Raw genomic sequence first — 16,183 nt, 5'->3', positions numbered from 1 at the left:
GCTGGGTAGGTCAGCGCTGCAAGGCAAGCCCCGGACAGCAGAGCCTGGGGCCAACAGCGGACGGGGCGGCTTGGCTCGATGCTCGAAGGGACCGTCCAGCTCCAGCAGTCATAGACCGAAGGATTGCTCACGTCCCTTCTCCCTTCCCCGGTGCACGTCGCCCGGTTTGCGCCCCTCACGATCAAACTGCCCCGGGTCCGCCCCTGCAGCCATCAGCTCCAGACAGCAACGCGCATGTTTGTGTTGGGCGGCTACGTGAAGCGGTGTTTCTCCACGGGGGTTGCCCAAGGCGGGATCTGCCCCCGCCTCAACCAAACGCCGGACAATATGGTGGTGGCCATGGCGCGCCGCGAGGTGAAGGGGCATGTCCCCATTCGCGCTGGGGACGTTGGGCTCGGCTTTCATGCCCAAGCATGCATTGACCCCTTCCATGTTTCCGGTCGTTGCGTGCTCGCAAAGCCACGTCTGCCAGGGCGCTCCGTAGAGGCCCAAGTGAGGAGAACGCGCATGGGCTTCGGCAATCACCTGGCTCCCATGCATCCGCGGCAACGCGTCCCCGTAGGTCGCGATGAGATGCTGCTCTGTCGTCTTGGCCTGCTGCTCGGGCACCTCGAAGCGCAGCAGCAGCCTGGCAATGTCCAAACGCGGTTGGGGTGGCGAAGGCAGCTCGGGTTGGGCGAGCAGGGCCTGGAGACGATGGGCGGCAGTGCGGTTGGCTTGGACCTGATCGAGGGAGTCGCGGAGCTCGGACAGGAGGCCGTCCCGTTGATCACTTGGCAACAAGGCGTAAACCTCGGCAAGCCGTTTATGGCCCCTGACGCCCGCATGGATCGTCGCGTCCAACTGCTGGGGAGAAGGGGCGGGTTCGACCTGGACCAGCGTAGCGTGGCCGCCCTGACCCAGCTCAAGGTTGATTCGATTGGAGAACCGGCTGGGTGTCATCACCCAGTTAAACCCCACATCCGTGCAGGTGTCCAAGCCGGCGACTTGGGCCTGACGGCAGAACTGCTCGGCCAACGCCAGCGCTTGCCTGGGGTTGGAGGTGGCCAGCTGTTCGTGATGCTTGCCGTAGAACCGGGCAAGGGTCAGAGGGTGGATGATTGAGTGGACCAACGACTCATGGGGGCGATTCAAAAAATCACCCCCGCTTGGGTCTGCTACGTTTTCGATGATGGGTTCCATCACCATTGCATACTGGTTTTTTCCGGTTTGGCAATCAACTGCAAACCTTGAGGAAAAGCGCAGTCCCGACCACAAAGGCGACTTGAAGCACAAACACGACGTTGTGCAGGTCCATTTGCTCCAGATCCGAACGGAGCCAGGCCTTCATGCCATATAGCCGGCGATGGTGGCTCCAACGTAACTCACCACGGCAGTTCCGCCGAGGGTGAACAATAGGCTTGCCACGTCATCCACGGCAGCGTCGTAAAAGTCAGCGAAAATATACATGCGGGACCTCCCCCGGTTGTGTTAACTCATTACAGTTAAACACAAGTCATTACATTGGCAAGCCAAAAAACATCGACCACTCGACAGTTTCAATGTTTAGTCAAGATCTTTAAGTGGCGGCAGGGCTTTCAGCAACAAGAGATTGACTGCCTCTGAAAGCGAAACCCCATGCCTTCTGGCATAGGCCTCTAATGCCAGCCTGCAAGGGCGTTCCAGCCTTGCATTGATGGTGTCGGGCCGAAGGGGTTTTATTCGCCAAGGTTTTTTTCGCTCGCTCATCCCTTTAGGATGGACGTGCTTTGGCCTTTGTCAAACCCCTCCCCCAACGCTTTTGCTTCAAGCCGATTTTGAACTTGCTTTAATGGGTAGATCGCCCTACCCAGAACCTATAAATCTGAACAGAGAAAAGGGCCCCAAAGGGCCCTCGCTCCATGCCCTGTTACAGGCTTATTGTCGAAAAACATTGGGCTGCCGCTCGCGATCTTGTTTCTGCCAGTCGAACTCTTCTTCGTGAAGGCGCATCTTCTTCTGCTCCGCCATGGCGGTGGCGGCAAAGGTGGCACCGCCCCATTTTCCGGCCCCGTAGCTCGGATAGTCCACCTGCACGTCTGCGCTCCGCTGACGTTGCTTGCGCCATTCATCGAGCCGCATCAGCGGTGTCTCCATGGGCCCCTCGCGCTGCCCTTCTTCTTTTGCGCGCTCAGAAGGCATCTGGCCAAATCCCTGACGCTGCTCAATGGTTTTGGCGAGCTCTTCCTGCTTGCCTGCCATACGCTCCTGGTGCTTCGCGATCTCGGCTGGCTCTGATCGCTGCAGCCAACTGCGAATGTCCTTTCGTGTCTCCTTGAGACCAGATTCAAGGTCCCCCATCTGCTTGTCATACTCTGCCCGTTGCTTCACCAGGAAGAGATTTGGCCTCCCACGCACCTCCATCTCGTGGCGCTGTTGAGCCAAATCCGCCGCACGCTCTTCCAACATGACCAACCGTTGCGGGTCCAGGCGACGCTCCAGGGAGCGCTCCATGCGGTCGACCTCGGTCTTCTGCTCTTGCGCCTTGTGGTCCAGTTCCATCCACTTCTTAGCGGCGGGATCCTGGCTCGATGACATCTGATCACGGAACTTTTGGTCTTTTTCAGTGCTGCTCATTGCTTGTTCTCCTCTTGATGGGGTGGGTTGGTTACCGCACGAGCCTCGCGCTCCTTCCTGATCTCCGCGATCACTGCATCCACTTGGCTGAGCGGCAGGAAGGGGGTGGTGCAGACGTCGGCTCGGCGAACGCCGGCGCGGTTGAACCAAAGAATGGTTCGTCCCTGCTGGTTCAGAAGACCGGTGAACTCCGCTTGCGAGAACAACGGTTGGGCTTCACGGTGGCCAGACGCCGGGATTTCGATGTCCTTAACGGCTTTGACGCCGGTTAGCTTTTGACCCGTCCAGCGCATTTTGGTCACTGGGTCAATGTGGGTCGCCACAAGACGCCCTGCGCCAGCTTTGCGAAGTTGCTTCATGCCCGCGGCCATGGGGTGGTTGGGATCGAACAACGAGTTGTCCAATGCCATCTCGATCCCGCCGGCGTAGTCCAGGCCAACAGCCTTCTGCTTGAACACGGTCATCTCCTCAACGCCGTAGCGGCTGGCCGCATACTCGTAGCTCTTCGGAGTGGTGCGGCCCAATGCGTAGTTCTGGAAGCTTCCCAGGAACTGTTCGGCCGAATCCCCAGGCAACTTCACGCGGATGCCGTCCACGTTTTGGGTGGCGTAGATGCAGCCCATCTTTGTGCTGCGGCAGATCGGTAGGATGATCTGATCCTCACGCCCAATGAGGTTCTGGCACTCGTCTTTGATCAAGATCACCGGCAGCTCGCCACGCTGGCGCCACTCTTGCTCGCTGACTTCATTTCGCAGTTTGATGCCGTTGTTCAGGCGCTGGCAGATGAGGTTTTGCACCAACACGCCAGCGGTGCCGTGACGGGTGTCGGGCAGGTTTACGCCCATGGAGATGCCCTTGAGCATCTGACCCACATCAACCTCACCGCGTTCAATGCTGTGCCAAGGCACGCCGTTCTCATCCACGAGATGTTTTCCTCGCATTAGGGGATTGATTCGACGGTCCACGTTGGCCATAAAGCTGCCGCGCGTCTCTGCCGGATAGGTCGGCCACTTCTTCAACACGAACTCGAACGACATTTGGAGCAGCGAGCCACCCACGAGAAGATCCGGATGAATCGTCTTCCGTGCGGTCTCCATGCGCAGTTCCCAATCTTTCTTTCGAGCCGCGAAATCCTCGTCGTTCCCCAGGTGCAGCGGTTGCACCCCCAGGAAGTTGGCGGCGGCCAGCAAGCTTTCGCCGGGCAGGCTGCTGGTTTGGGTGGTGCGAATGTCGTTGATGGCGATGAGAACCTTGTTCAAGCGCTCCAGCGTCCACTGCCATTCCCGTTCCTTGTTCAGCTCTTTCTGTCGCAAGGACACCTTCTTTTCCAGTTCCGCGATCAGGGCACCCAACTCCACGCCATCGCCGCCAGCGGCCACTTCAAAATCTTGCTGCTGCAGCAATCCTTCGATCTCAAGCTCCAGACCCAGCTTTTCGGCGGCGTCCAAAGAGCGCATCTTCAGCTCATGGTGGTGCAACGCTTCCAGGACGACGGTGGCATGGTCGATGATGTCCGCAGACATGCCTTTCCAGATGTCCGTTTCGTCGTCTTCCATCCGCGTGTTGGTCAGCGCTGCTTTTACGCCTTGTGCGTCCAGCCCTTCAATCAAGCCAAGGTGCACACCGGTTTCCACCACATAGTCCAGCATGCCGCGGACTTCTCCGGCCAACGCGCCCTTGCCGCAGAAGACAGCAAACGAACACGGGTAACCTGACTTGAGGATCTCGGCCATCAGCCACCGGATGTAGGAGGATTTCCCCATCCCGCTCTCGGCCCAAATCATTGAGTGCATGAACATGTCATCGATGCTGATGCCAGCAGGCGATCCGGCGTCGTAGCAGAACTTGGCGCCTTTCTTCTTCAAGTGACCTGTGGCGGTGCCCCATGCAATGAATGGGGTCTTGTCGGCCAGCGCCTTCCGAACTTGGCTTTCCAACGCCTCCGATGTGGCCCGCTCCATCAAGCCTTGCTTGCCCAGGTTGAACCGTGCGCTTTGGGATTGAAGGGCCAGCGTGCGCTCCTTGTAGTCCCGCGAGTAGTAAACAAAGCCATAGGAACCAGCCAACGCGAACCAGGCAAAGCCACCGGTCAACGGCGAGAACATCATCGTCAGAGCCAACGCCCCCAAGGCGGCACCAGTCCAGAGAACAAACCCCCGCAGCCGCGCCAGCCTTCCCCCCCATGCTTCCTCATCGTCCTGGACGGGAGCAATCAAGCAATAGAGGAAGCCGACCATCAAAAAGAGGGTCACTGCTGATAAGGCAAAGCCCAGCACGATGTTGCTGGACCCCACGGAGGTGGACAAGCCTTTTACGACGAGGAGCGGCAGTGCGAAGGTGAGCATGAAGGAGCGCAAAGCTTCTGCAGCCCCTTCACTGCGTTGAATGGCTCGAACGTAGGGCACCACGGCGGGAAGCAGCAACCACCCCAGGATTCCAACGCGGGGGATGGACGTGAGAGCTGAGATCAGCGCACCGAGGATCGGAAGCGCTGCATACATCAGGAACAACGCCGTGCTGTCGCCCCCTTGGAACTTGTCCCTGGGCAGCACGCGACTTTCGATCAGCCGGCCGTCTTTCGTCAGCTCCGCTCGCCCCTCTTGGCTCTGAAGATCCAATGGAGCCGACGGCCAGAAGATGGCGAAACGTTCGTCCTTCTCATCCATTGATTCCGGGACGACATAGCACCCGCTCTCAGCGTCGTACTGCGCGCCCAAGTCAATGGCATTCTTCCCTCGCCCTGCCGGGACCACCAGCTTGCGGCTGGAAACGCGGTTGTGGGCATTGACCTGGCCCTGCACGTTTTTGTAGCTCGCTGCGGCTTTAAGGCGCAGGGCCTCCACCACCCCTTGAGGGGCTGGCCGAAGAAGGATGCGGTGTTTGAGTTGGTAGGCGAGGTCCAGCAATCGGATAATGTTCATAGTTGTTTTAGCTCCTTTTCAGATATTTCGTTCCAAATCGTTCCGCAACGGCGAACGTCCGACAGACCGTTATAGTTATTGGTCTTCCATTTCTCCTCGCACTCTGCGCGAAGTGCAGCGGCCTCTTCCGGGGTCTGCTTTACTTGAGGGACTCCAAAGAACCCTTTGTTCGGCTTTGCAGCAGCTTGGGCCGCAGAAGACTCGGAAGGGTCTATGGATACGTCTACCGCCTTTTTCTTGATTGACCCAACAAGTCCAGTAACCATCGGAGAACCAATGTTTACTGAGGAACCACTTGACCCAGAAAACGGCGCTGCAATCAGAGCGCAGCCCATGCAAACCGCAATCACCGCCAAGAACGTGGCCTTGGGAATCTCAGCCCTGCTGGCTTGCCGGGCCTCTTCGGCTTGCTGCTGGCCCCGAGACCATGCTTCCAGGTCGTGATTGTGCAACTCGATAGGGCGATCAACGGCCAGGTCGTAGTAAGTGGTCTTTACGTCGTCCAAGACGTTCTTCAACCCCAACAGCTCGGGGCGTCCCAAGAACTTTTCCCCATGCCACCGCATGAAACGGGAAGTGAATGAAACACCCACCCCTCGATACGGCAAGAAAAACCATCCCAACATAAGAACCTCCCAGTTAAATGACTTCTATTTATTTGTAACCGATCATTACGTTTGATCAAGGGGGATCAGTTGATTCCCGCCTTCTTCGCCCAAGCGTCCATGTCGCCCTCGGCTTTTTCCTGCCATCCGTTTGTTTCGTTGGGTTTTGGCTGAGGCGCGGGAATGACGGAGGCCTTAGGTTTTGTTGCTTGCCGGACCGGTGGCATCGAAACCTTGGGTGTGGGCTTGGCACCGGCAATGACGACGGGGGCGGGCTTTGCGGCCGGTGCTTCAACAGGGGGCATCGCGACCGGCAGGGGCGCAGCCTTTGCGTCTTTGATCGGCGCAGGCCCGCGCTCAATCGGCACGGCCACCGGCAGCGGATCAATGACGGGAGCCGGGCTCGGGGTGACAACAACCGGGGGCATTGCCGCTGTGGTTGGCGTGGCCGCAGGCACGGTCGGCGTTTCGGAATCGTGGCGAGTGACCCACCATGCCGTAGCGCCAGCTAGCACCAGGACAACAAGCGCAGACCCGGCCAAGGTTTGCCAAGCCTTCGTCCGGCTCAGCCCGTTGTTGGGGGCATGGTCCGGCGCTGCTGATGCGGCAGTCGCCCACTGGGAAATACTCCCGGAGACGGATGGGGAGTGCTGATCAGGGGTGACAGGGTCTACCACTTCATCGGGCAGGTCGCGCAACTGCGGGAGCGCGCTCATCCCGTCGTAGATCGATGCAGCGATTGCGGGGTTCTCACGAAGCGTCCTGGCTATCTCTTTGGCTGCTCTTTCCGCGCTGGCCTCCATTGGAACCAGTCGCTCGAGCCGCGCTGCCCCGTCCTCCGACTCGACCATGGTTTCCGTCACAGCAGGTGGAGAAATCGCCTCGGGTTCGACCTGCAGCAGCTCGGTTGGCGCAGCGGCTGGAATCGCGGCGTCTTGCGCTCGCCCTGCTTCCTTCTTCGCCTTCGCCTCTGCTGCCCGGCGTGCGATGGCGTCCTGGGCTTCCTTGGATTTTTCGACCGCCTTCTCTGAGAGTTCTTTGGCCTTGTTCCCGAACACGCGCCCCCAATGCTTGGCAGCGTTCATGACCTCGCTTGCGCCTGGCGAATGAGCGGACTGCTCAGGGCTAGGCGTCCCTGGCATTGCTGGGCCGTCGTCAAACATTTCAGCCAACTCTTGGAGGCGGCGGAGCTCTTCAGGGGATGGGTTGTTGCTCATGGTTCCTCCAGGAGATTGAGAAAGATTTGGACCAGGGGCTCACGCCCCCGGTCCACCCCTGGCATCAGCGAACGTCAGGGATGGGGCTGACGGTGATGGCGTAGTCGCCGGTCCCGCAGACGTCCTGGACGGTGGCGTTTGCCAACGCCCCCCGTTTGGCCAGCTCAACCAAGGGCACCGCGCACACGGCGGTGTCCGCACCGCTGAACGAGACGGTCAACTTTTCCTTGCTCGACTTGAGCAGCGCGCCCAACTTGTCGAGTGTGTTTGCCGTAGCTGGATTCAGGGACTTCATGTCTGCGACGGGGTATTTGATGACCAGCTTGTCCAGCGCCTCGGCTTGGCCGTCCTTGGTCTCCACCGCCTTGGTCTGGACCCGTGCATCCAAGCCCGCGGCCTTGGCTGCCTCCGCCACTTCCTGGGCTTCCTTGACCTGGGCGCGGTAGCTGGCAATGCCACCCACTACGGCGCCGGCAGCACATGCCGCTGCCGCCTTGTCTTTCTTTCCGGTCAGATAGGCCAGGCCACCGCCGGCCAAGCAACCGATGCCACCGGCCTTGAACATGCGCAGCTTGTTGCTCTTTTGCGGCTCCGCCGGGACGCCTTCCTGGGCGAACGAAAGCCCGGGTGCAAGCAAAGCGGCGATGGAGATTGCGAGAATGAAACGTTTCATGGGTATGCCTCCTTATGAGAAAGTTGGGGAAGGGGTTAGGAGCGGCTGGCGTGACGCTGCCAGTTCGCGCTTGATTCAGAGGGAGGAGAAGCCGATGACGCCTTGCGTGCCGGCGCCTGCGGGGAATCTGGTTCGGCCTGAGCAAGGAACTGGGAAAACCCCTTCAGAACATCGATCACCATTTTTTCGTTGTCCCTGATTGCTGAGCTGTGCTCGGCCCTCAGGTCCGCCAGCAGGCATTCGAGAGCGAGCGCGTTTCGGGCTTCTGCTTCTCTCACCGTGGCTTTGATGTCGTTGAGCGTGTCCATCGCTTCAAGCCCCAGGACCACGCCTCGATTCTTCTCCACCACCGCAAGGCGCAAATATCGGTTGAGGGAAACGCCCTTCTCTTTGGCGAGATACCGGGCACGCTCCAGCTCATCGCTGGCGATGCTGAAAGATTTGGTTAGAAGCGATTGACGAACCACCTAGCCCCCTGCAATGAAAATCCATACCCCATGGATTAGCAGGAGTTTTCGGAAGCGCAAGCGGGCTAAGTCGAAATAGTTTGGATTTGCTTGCTTCTTGGCACTTTTTCATCCGATCTTTGGCTAGGTTGTTAGCCAAGAGCGAACACAAGGCGCAGCAAGGCGTTTAGGGATGGAAACGCGCAGCGTTTCTAGCCAAGCCGGAACACACCGGAGGTGCGACTTGTGTATAGCCCACTCCCCATAAAGTTAGGAAGTCCCGTAGCGATGAATGGGGAGACAAATCGGTTCCTCGCAATCGCACCCCAGTTTTCGCTTCACCGCTCTTGCCCTTCCGATTTCCCCAGGTAGAAGTAAAGGAGAGCCGAAGTCATTTACAACCCGGAGACCCCAATGCCCCTCGCCCCCGCTTCACTCCATCGCCCCAATCCGTTTCACTTTCCCCCTGCAGTTCATCCAGCGCAGCACCCCTTCACCCTGCTCTCTAACGATCAGCCCCCCGCCTCTTTCCGTATCAGCAACACCGATAGCCCCCATGTCCCCGCCTCCCTGTCACCCTCTATTTCCGTTGAGCGATTCCTTGGGTTTGGCATGGCGTGTGCTGGAGTTCGGACGCGCTGCTCGGGTGTTCGGAAAGCCCTGCCTCCATCCGTTTTAGTCAACTCTGCTCGGGGGTTCGGATGGTCGAGTGCTTGGGTTCCTGCGCTCGGTTCGGGTGCCTGGAGAGCGCTGACCCAATCTGTTTTAGTCAAGCGGGCTGCCCCGGCTCTCGTTCACTGCGCCCCGGCATTCGATCTGCGGTTGGGGGTTGAGTGCTGGCCTGAGAACGGATCAGCGAAGCGGGTTCTTGGTTTGAGATCGGCGGTGACTGGCGAGGTTCGACAAGCTCAGCAAATCGTTTTAGTCAAATCTTTTTCAAGCCCCTGCAACGCTCCCCTGCCCCCGTCCTGCGATCCTGGCGCTGGGTCTGGTTTGAACGGCTTTGGGGATTCCCATGCTTGAGCTAACCCCCTTCCTGGATGCCATTGCCCGAGCCGACGCCCCACTGGAAGGCAAGGCCAACGGGTGGCAACGCAAAGCGAGCCTGGCGGAGTTCGGGAACGCCTGCGCCTTCTGCACTGCTCCGCTGGACCTGTCTTCTCCCAAGTCTTGGACCGCAGCCGCGTTGGTTCCCGCGCAACTGGGCGGCCCGGCTGGCGTGGTGGAGAACTGGGTGCCTGCCTGCCGTTCGTGCGCTGCTGCAAAGGGCCTGCGCGATGTCGTGAGCTGGTCAGAGTGGAAGGCGTCGGCGGCCCCTGACCGGGTTGCCTTGCTGCTGGCCCGGCGGCATGCGGCGTTGCTGTATGCAGAGAACCACTTCACCCCGTTGAGCCGTCACTCGAAGCGTGAGCGGCTGCTGGCTCACTTGGGTTCTCGTTTCGACAAGCCCCGCTTCCGGGTCTACGCGTGGGCTGGTGAGGTGGATGGAGAGCGCTGTTGCTTGGTGGGCTGGAGCACCCGCGCCGGGGATCCCTTGGCGCTTGGTGAGGCCCTACTGGCGTTACGAATGAGGGATGGGGCCGAGGTGCTGGCCAAGGGCCAGGTGAGCCTTCTACGGCTTCCGACAGAAGGGTCCCTGGGGGCCGTGTGGGCGCTCATTGAAGCCCATGGAATCGTCGTGCCCTTGGATGTGCCAAGCGATGGCCAGCTCAATGCAGAAGACTGGCGGGAGTGCTGGCGCCACCGCGTGCAGGACCCCGTGAGCAACCACAAGCGGGTTCATATGACCGGCGGCCAAGCGCTGCCTCATGCCCCCCGTGCGCTGTCCACGAACCCGGATTCGGTTCGCCGGCTGGCCCTGCTGCAGGTTGCAAAACGGGCGGACAGGTTGGAAGAAGCGGAGTTGCGTTATCGAGAAGCGATGTTGCGGACGGCCAAATACCTGGAGCGGGTAAAGCGCGGCCTGGAGGCCCCGATGCAGCTGGACGAATACCGGGCGTGGGCGGATGAGGTGCGGGCGCTGGGAGTGGCGTGGGCATTGCTGGAGAACGAGTGCCGGGGGCAGTAGTAGTTCACTGCCCCTGGTTTGTCAGACGTGCAGAGTGTTCTCGAAGATCTCCGATTCGGGGTCCGTCTCAATCGTCGTGCTGCCGTCCGCCTGGACCGTCACTGTTACCGTGACATCAGGATTTTCATGATTGGCAACATAGACCCCAGGCTTCCCTGGCACGGGCTTCAAGTCTGCCCGCGTAATCAAGATGCCATGCATCACCGGGTCCATCCCCTGCTCGATATCGCCCTCGTCCTCCCTGTAAACCGGGACATCGATCTTCGCGTCACCCTTCAGCATCTGCACTTCCTTTCCTTGGCGTGGTCTTACGAGTATCCACGTTCTTGAACCACCCCGCATAGGGGGAGTTCTTCACCAAGTGCCGGTTCCTATCCGGCGCCCCATCGGTCCACCACACCGGTCCGCGTTGGCCCAATCCCACCTTGGCGTTGTCCACTGTCTGGCGTCCGGTCGCCAGAGCCTCCGCGTCCCCGCTGGTCTTGGCTGCCTTAACGGCCCGGCGGGCGTCCATCAACTCGTTAACCAGGCGGTGCATCCCATGCTCACCCAGACTTGGGGTAGTGGTCCGCCAGAGGCGAACTCTGACGATGAGGTAGCTTCCGTCTGGGGTGGTCAGGGGATCCATGCGGGGGAGCGTATGGGGGTGGGGTGACGGGGGGGCGCAGAATCGATATAAACCCTGCTTGTTAGGTGCGAGTTGGGCTGTGGGGCGGTGGCACTGCACCGCCGATCTTTGTGGATGCACCTTCCCCTCTGTCGAAGAAGGACTTGCTGACTCTCCCCTCGCTAGCCACGGTCACCCCATTCCGTCAGCTCTGGGATGCACCACCATCCGCAAACAGTTCAACACCATTGATGTAGCTCGATGCGTCGCTGGCGAGGAACACGACCGCGGAAGCAATCTCTTCCGGTTCACCAATGCGTCCCAAGGGGCTTTTGTCTTTCAGAAAGGCCAAGCCCTGCTCAGCATTCTCCCCAAAAGCTTCGCGCAGCGAGTCGGTGTTGGTGGGACCTGGACTCAAGATGTTGATACGGATGCCTGACCCTTTCAGCTCGGCGACCCAACTGCGAACCATGTTGCGGACGGCTGCTTTGGTGCCGCCATAGATGCTCATGGTGGGACCAGGGTCGATGGAAGCCGTCGACCCGATGATCACGACACTGGAACCCGGCCCCAGCAGGCTCAGCGCGCCTTGGAGTGTCAGCACCACCCCTTTGATGTTCGTTGAAAGCTGCTCGTCAATCTGGACTTCCGTGATTTGCCCGAGTGGGGCATGAGATCCACCGCCCGCGTTGGCCACCAGCACGTCGATCTTCCCAAAGCGCTGGCGGACCTCCGTATACAGGGCTTCCAGACTCGCCGCCTTGCGGACATCAGCAACGATCCCCACCGCTCCCTCACCTACTAAGGCAGCGGCTTCGTCTAGCACTTCCTGGCGGCGCCCAGTGATCACAACCCGGGCACCTTCGCTGACCAGTTGCTTGGCTATCGCCAACCCGATTCCGCTGCCCCCGCCCGTCACGACTGCAATCTTTCCTGTCAAGTTCAACATTTCTCGCTCCACGTTGTAGTGGTCGCTATATTTATCTATAGTGACCACTAAAACAACCCCTCGCGATAGCGATGTGTTTGGATACCCCGCTGACTCAGCTGCCCAATAAAGCCCCCAGGGCCCGCCAAACCGCTGCCGCACGACGACCCTTTGAACTTCCAAGAAGACTTCTAGCCATGACCCAACCCAGCACGAAGGCCAGCCAGAACAAAGCAACAGGGGCCTTGGCGCGCAGCCCCAGGAGGTCGTTCGACCGCGAGGCGGGCGTCACCATTGCGAAGAATCTCTTCCACGAGCGCGGCTACGACGCTGTGGGCATTGCGGAACTCACACGCGAACTGGACATCAACCCTCCGAGTCTTTACGCCGCGTATGGCAGCAAAGCAGGGTTGTTCGAACGCTGCTTGGCTGCCTACGTTGCTGAAGCCAGCCTGCCGGCGGACAAGATCCTAACGTCAGCCCGCACCTTGCCTGACGCAGTTAGTGAGTTGTTTTCGCAGGCGGCTGCGCTCTACACCAAGTCGAGCACCAAGCGGGGATGCATGGCAGCCGAAGGCATGCGCTCGGCTGATCCGCAAGCGCGGGCACTGGCCATCGCTTACGGCGGAGCCGCCTCGTCGCTTATTGAGAGCTATATCAGCCAAACCCAGCCCCGGCGAGCACGCGAACTGGCCGACTACGTATTGACGACGCTTCAGGGGCTTTCCGCTGCGGCACGAGCCGGTTTGACCACGCCACGCGTGGCTTCTGTCGCCAACCTCTACGGGCAAGCCTTTGGTGCCCTTCTCCACACCCCTTGAGCAGGAGTAAGAAGCCGTGACGATCCTTGATCATATCGAACTCGCCGTGCAGGACGCAGAGGCGTCGCGGCGCTTCTACGAAAAAGCCCTCGCGCCCTTAGACATCGCACGCGTCATCACGGTCAAGCCGGAGCAGACGCGCACGAAAGGGACGCGGCACGGCTTTGGCAAAGACGGCTACCCGATCCTTTGGGTCCATGACAAGGAGGCTCCCGGCACCGGCACCCACATCGCCTTCGCCGCGAAGTCGCAGTCCGCCGTCGACGCCTTCTACAGCGCAGCATTAAAAGCGGGTGGCAAGGACAACGGCCCCCCAGGTATCCGCCATCGCTACCACCCCCATTACTACGCCGCCTACGTGCTGGATCCGGACGGCATCAATGTGGAAGCGGTTTGCCAAGCTCCCGGTGACAATCGCAAATAAACGCTTTCTAGGGGAGCGGTCAGATTAGGCCTGAGTCTCCAACCCTGGACGCAGGTTGGCCAAAATTCGTGCCGCATCTTGCGATGGTGCCAGTCCGAATGCCGGGCGTATTCGAGGCTAAACTGCGTGCTGCTCTCGTAACCCACCTCCATGAAGCGGCGGTGCCCGCGCCTTAAAAGCCAGGTCTTGGAAGAGGCGAACGCTGGTCTAGGACTTCAGCCCCAGCCACCGCTTCAGTCTCACGCCCCAGGCTCAGCTTAACCGCACGAAAGGGCACATTCCGCTTTCCCCACGCGCCCAGCCAAACCCCAGGAACAAAAAAGGCGGCACGTGGCCGCCTCGCGCTCGTCAAACCCGCTGCCGCACTACCGTTGCTTTCTCGAACGGCCCACAATCGCTTTGCGAACTTGCTTGCGCACCGGATCCAAGTCATCGGTCGCAGTTGTGACCACCAAGCGCCGCTTGGTCTTCTTGAGCTCCTGGCAGGCCCAGGACGCGAGGGCGATGATCGCCGTCGTGACGATGGGCTGCTCCTCCCCGGTGACCTCTTGGATCTGCTCCCGCAACTTGGGCGGCAGGGTGACCATCGTTCGCTCAACCCTCCCGCCATTTTCGTCCCGGTAGTCAAACATCTGGGAGTCCCTGCTCACCTCCAAGTGGACCTTCTGGCCGTCCCGGACGTAGGGCCGCTCCTCTTGGAAATCGAAGTAAGTCTTGCGCCCTGCGGCGTCCCCGGCCGCCACCATGAGCTCAGCGAGCTGCTTTTTGCTGAACTTCCCCAGGTCTACGAGCGACGCGTAGGTCCGTTCCGGCTTGGCATGAACCACTTTGGCAGCGGCTGCCAAGTTCTTGCGAGCCGGCGTGTTCTTAGCGGCTGCTTTCTTTGCTGGGGTCTTTTTGGGGGCCATGGGGTCAGTCAGGGACAGAGGCGGGACGACCATCATGCCTGCCTCCCAGCACGGGTCAACTTTTTCTGGGTAAGCCGACTTACCCGCTGCTTGCGCAGGTCACTGGACTTCTTTGCTCGACGTTGCGCCGCGCGTTTTATTGCCTTCAGCCTCGACTCTATGGCATCGGACAGTGCAACAAAGTCAGCCTGCGCGGCCTGGGCGCGTTTGCCATCCAATGCAAAAACCGTGGTGCCCCGCTCGTAATAGCTCGAGAGGATCGCTCGATCCCGGATGACGATGGCCTGAGCCAGCAGCGGCTCCTCTGCCAGACGCCGCTTCTGCTCGCCACGGGCGGGGCGGTAACGGTTGGCGACCACCAGGTAGGGCTTACCCTGTTCCGTCTGCAGCGCAACAGTCCGGAGGAACACGGTGTAGCTGGCCGCGTCCAGCGTTGTGACCACAAGGTAAAGGTCGGCGTCCGGCATCTGTTCCTTGATCGGCATGGACGGCGGCATGTCCACAATCTCCACATCGAACAAGCCTGGGCTGGACGCCCGCGCAACAGCGAAGGGGGTTTGGTCAGACAGCGCAGCCCATGCCAGCGCGCCGCACTGGGGATCCTGATCGTTGACCAGGACGCTTCGACGCTCCGCCAAGCGGGCCGCGAGGTTGAGAGTGGTGCTGGTGCGGCCAATGCCGCCCTTGAACCCGGTGATGACTAGACGCACGACAGCTCCTTTATGGGTAGGTTGTGCAACACACTACGATGCAAACCTATTCCCGCAAGGGCCGTGCAGCTAGGGGGTTGTGGCCGTGCAGACGTCTGGGGTTAAGCAAGGCGTGGGCCCGGCGGAAGCCGTGGCCCTCCCCGCCCTTTCTCCCACGACGCTTCTCGGCGGCGAGCAGCCGCCGGCCCTTGCTTCAAGCCAACTCGGCGATGCGCCGTGGGGATTGAACGAACGCCGGGTGGTGTCGGTGGAGTTCGGTGTTCATCCGATCCACCGTATAGCGTGCGAACCAGGCCTGCATGGCGGGCGCGAGAACTCCCTCGCAGACTTCAGCCAGCGTCTTACCATCGGCCACCCGGCGCTGTTCCAGCCTTCCAAAGTGGTTCCTCTTAACGACGAACCGCTCCCCGATCCGAACCAACGGGTTGGCTCCCGCGTCCAGAAGCGCTGCAACCATGGCCGCATACCCCCCTGCTTGGTGTCGGTCTGACTTGAGCACGTTCGCATACATGACCGCGGCCACCGCCAAAGGGGTGATGCCCGGATCACCGGCCACGCCGGCATCCAGGGCTGGCGTTCCCCTGAGCGCGTGCAGCCATCCGTAGAAGGCCATCGAATCGTTGGTTTGAATGGCCCGGATGAGGTTTTCGGTCCCAGCGCTCATTGCCCACCTCCCAGGATCCCGATGAGCACCAAGGCGGACAAAACGTATACGGGCAACAACATCACGCGCCACCACTCTGCCGAGACGGCCTGAAGAACGCTGCTATGCCGACGCTGGGCCGGCAGTTGGTAAAACCGGACCAATGCACGCCCGGCGTCAAGGGGATTGGCAACCATATCCCGGTAGAACACCGCAGCGCTCAGGATGCCGACTAACAGCAAAGCCAAATTCAAGTTCATGCGAAGCGTTCCCCTTCCTTGTTCCAGCGTCGCTCACGGCGGGCCCGGGTGGCGAGGCGCTGGATTCGGCGGTGCTTGTCGGCCAGTTGGTTCAACCCGTTGGTGCGATCCAGGAGCTGCGGGGCCGTGTGGAGCTGGAAGTGCGCCAGGTCGTTGCGGGCGGTATCGGTGGGATGAATCTTCATGCTTTGGCTCTCTTTTGCTGGTTTTGTGGGTAGGTCGGTTTACTCATTAAACCGCTCCTACACCTCGATCCAACCACAAGTTCAACCCTTGTCAACCCATTGATTCGAAAGCTATTTGACTAAAATCCAAAAGCGCCCGAGCGCTTGTCAAAACCAGTTTGTGTCGCATGCT

The 16,183-nt window shown here is 60.2% G+C and carries 19 protein-coding genes; 3 read left to right on the top strand and 16 right to left on the bottom strand.

The window, feature by feature from the left end; translation table 11 throughout:
- Nucleotides 1-108: 108 nt before the first annotated feature.
- The 8 genes from ACIGII_RS12270 to ACIGII_RS12235 form a co-directional block, all read right to left on the bottom strand.
- A complete protein-coding gene (locus ACIGII_RS12270) occupies nt 109-1,182 on the bottom strand; it encodes an ankyrin repeat domain-containing protein (RefSeq protein WP_399638453.1) in 1,074 nt (357 codons plus the stop codon).
- A gap of 144 nt (nt 1,183-1,326) precedes the next feature.
- Nucleotides 1,327-1,449: a hypothetical protein gene (locus ACIGII_RS12265; protein ID WP_399638451.1), complete on the bottom strand. Its 123-nt coding sequence runs from the start codon at nt 1,447-1,449 to the stop codon at nt 1,327-1,329.
- A gap of 447 nt (nt 1,450-1,896) precedes the next feature.
- The gene (locus ACIGII_RS12260; RefSeq protein WP_399638450.1) at nt 1,897-2,595 is read right to left on the bottom strand and encodes a hypothetical protein; all 699 of its coding nucleotides are present in this window, start codon (nt 2,593-2,595) and stop codon (nt 1,897-1,899) included.
- Nucleotides 2,592-5,516 carry a hypothetical protein gene (locus ACIGII_RS12255; RefSeq protein ID WP_399638449.1) on the bottom strand — a complete coding sequence of 975 codons (2,925 nt, stop codon included), beginning with the start codon at nt 5,514-5,516 and terminating at the stop codon, nt 2,592-2,594. Before ACIGII_RS12255 ends, ACIGII_RS12260 begins: the two co-directional genes overlap by 4 nt.
- Nucleotides 5,513-6,142, bottom strand: coding sequence for a hypothetical protein (locus ACIGII_RS12250; protein WP_399638448.1), 630 nt, complete (start codon nt 6,140-6,142; stop codon nt 5,513-5,515). Before ACIGII_RS12250 ends, ACIGII_RS12255 begins: the two co-directional genes overlap by 4 nt.
- A gap of 65 nt (nt 6,143-6,207) precedes the next feature.
- Complete coding sequence (locus ACIGII_RS12245; RefSeq protein WP_399638446.1) at nt 6,208-7,206, bottom strand: hypothetical protein; 999 nt, start codon at nt 7,204-7,206, stop codon at nt 6,208-6,210.
- A 196-nt stretch (nt 7,207-7,402) separates the two neighbouring features.
- Nucleotides 7,403-8,011, bottom strand: a complete 609-nt coding sequence (locus ACIGII_RS12240) for a hypothetical protein (RefSeq protein WP_399638445.1) — start codon at nt 8,009-8,011, stop codon at nt 7,403-7,405.
- A gap of 35 nt (nt 8,012-8,046) precedes the next feature.
- Nucleotides 8,047-8,478, bottom strand: a complete 432-nt coding sequence (locus tag ACIGII_RS12235; protein WP_399638443.1) for a hypothetical protein — start codon at nt 8,476-8,478, stop codon at nt 8,047-8,049.
- 994 nt (nt 8,479-9,472) lie between these two features.
- Between ACIGII_RS12235 and ACIGII_RS12230 the strand changes: the two genes are divergently transcribed.
- The gene (locus ACIGII_RS12230; RefSeq protein ID WP_399638442.1) at nt 9,473-10,525 is read left to right on the top strand and encodes a hypothetical protein; all 1,053 of its coding nucleotides are present in this window, start codon (nt 9,473-9,475) and stop codon (nt 10,523-10,525) included.
- Between the two features lie 21 nt (nt 10,526-10,546).
- Here ACIGII_RS12230 and ACIGII_RS12225 read toward each other — a convergent pair whose 3' ends face one another.
- From ACIGII_RS12225 to ACIGII_RS12215, 3 genes are all read right to left on the bottom strand, one after another.
- Complete coding sequence (locus tag ACIGII_RS12225; protein WP_399638440.1) at nt 10,547-10,807, bottom strand: hypothetical protein; 261 nt, start codon at nt 10,805-10,807, stop codon at nt 10,547-10,549.
- On the bottom strand, nt 10,794-11,153 hold the full coding sequence (locus ACIGII_RS12220) for a hypothetical protein (protein WP_399638438.1): 360 nt from the start codon (nt 11,151-11,153) through the stop codon (nt 10,794-10,796). Before ACIGII_RS12220 ends, ACIGII_RS12225 begins: the two co-directional genes overlap by 14 nt.
- Before the next feature lie 184 nt (nt 11,154-11,337).
- Nucleotides 11,338-12,081: an SDR family NAD(P)-dependent oxidoreductase gene (locus ACIGII_RS12215; protein WP_394161456.1), complete on the bottom strand. Its 744-nt coding sequence runs from the start codon at nt 12,079-12,081 to the stop codon at nt 11,338-11,340.
- A gap of 176 nt (nt 12,082-12,257) precedes the next feature.
- Between ACIGII_RS12215 and ACIGII_RS12210 the strand changes: the two genes are divergently transcribed.
- Together ACIGII_RS12210 and ACIGII_RS12205 are read left to right on the top strand one after the other, a co-directional pair.
- Nucleotides 12,258-12,881: a TetR/AcrR family transcriptional regulator gene (locus ACIGII_RS12210; RefSeq protein WP_394161457.1), complete on the top strand. Its 624-nt coding sequence runs from the start codon at nt 12,258-12,260 to the stop codon at nt 12,879-12,881.
- Nucleotides 12,882-12,903: 22 nt separating this feature from the next.
- Entirely contained in the window at nt 12,904-13,305 is a 402-nt protein-coding gene (locus ACIGII_RS12205) for a VOC family protein (RefSeq protein WP_394161826.1), read from the top strand.
- A 365-nt stretch (nt 13,306-13,670) separates the two neighbouring features.
- Here the strand turns inward: ACIGII_RS12205 and ACIGII_RS12200 are convergent, their stop codons facing one another.
- The 5 genes from ACIGII_RS12200 to ACIGII_RS12180 form a co-directional block, all read right to left on the bottom strand.
- Nucleotides 13,671-14,213: a hypothetical protein gene (locus ACIGII_RS12200; RefSeq protein WP_399657534.1), complete on the bottom strand. Its 543-nt coding sequence runs from the start codon at nt 14,211-14,213 to the stop codon at nt 13,671-13,673.
- Between the two features lie 32 nt (nt 14,214-14,245).
- Nucleotides 14,246-14,923, bottom strand: a complete 678-nt coding sequence (locus ACIGII_RS12195) for a ParA family protein (protein ID WP_399638435.1) — start codon at nt 14,921-14,923, stop codon at nt 14,246-14,248.
- Nucleotides 14,924-15,116: 193 nt separating this feature from the next.
- Nucleotides 15,117-15,587, bottom strand: coding sequence for a hypothetical protein (locus tag ACIGII_RS12190; RefSeq protein ID WP_399638433.1), 471 nt, complete (start codon nt 15,585-15,587; stop codon nt 15,117-15,119).
- Nucleotides 15,584-15,826: a hypothetical protein gene (locus ACIGII_RS12185; protein WP_399638432.1), complete on the bottom strand. Its 243-nt coding sequence runs from the start codon at nt 15,824-15,826 to the stop codon at nt 15,584-15,586. Before ACIGII_RS12185 ends, ACIGII_RS12190 begins: the two co-directional genes overlap by 4 nt.
- Nucleotides 15,823-16,011 carry a hypothetical protein gene (locus ACIGII_RS12180; RefSeq protein ID WP_399638430.1) on the bottom strand — a complete coding sequence of 63 codons (189 nt, stop codon included), beginning with the start codon at nt 16,009-16,011 and terminating at the stop codon, nt 15,823-15,825. The genes ACIGII_RS12185 and ACIGII_RS12180 overlap by 4 nt, the downstream gene beginning before the upstream one ends.
- Nucleotides 16,012-16,183: the final 172 nt, after the last annotated feature.

The organism is Stenotrophomonas sp. NPDC077420 (assembly GCF_044543385.1).
In the GTDB taxonomy this organism is placed as follows: domain Bacteria; phylum Pseudomonadota; class Gammaproteobacteria; order Xanthomonadales; family Xanthomonadaceae; genus Stenotrophomonas.
The sequence above is the reverse complement of the archived record's forward strand: the minus strand, read 5'-3'. Positions and strand labels throughout refer to the sequence as shown.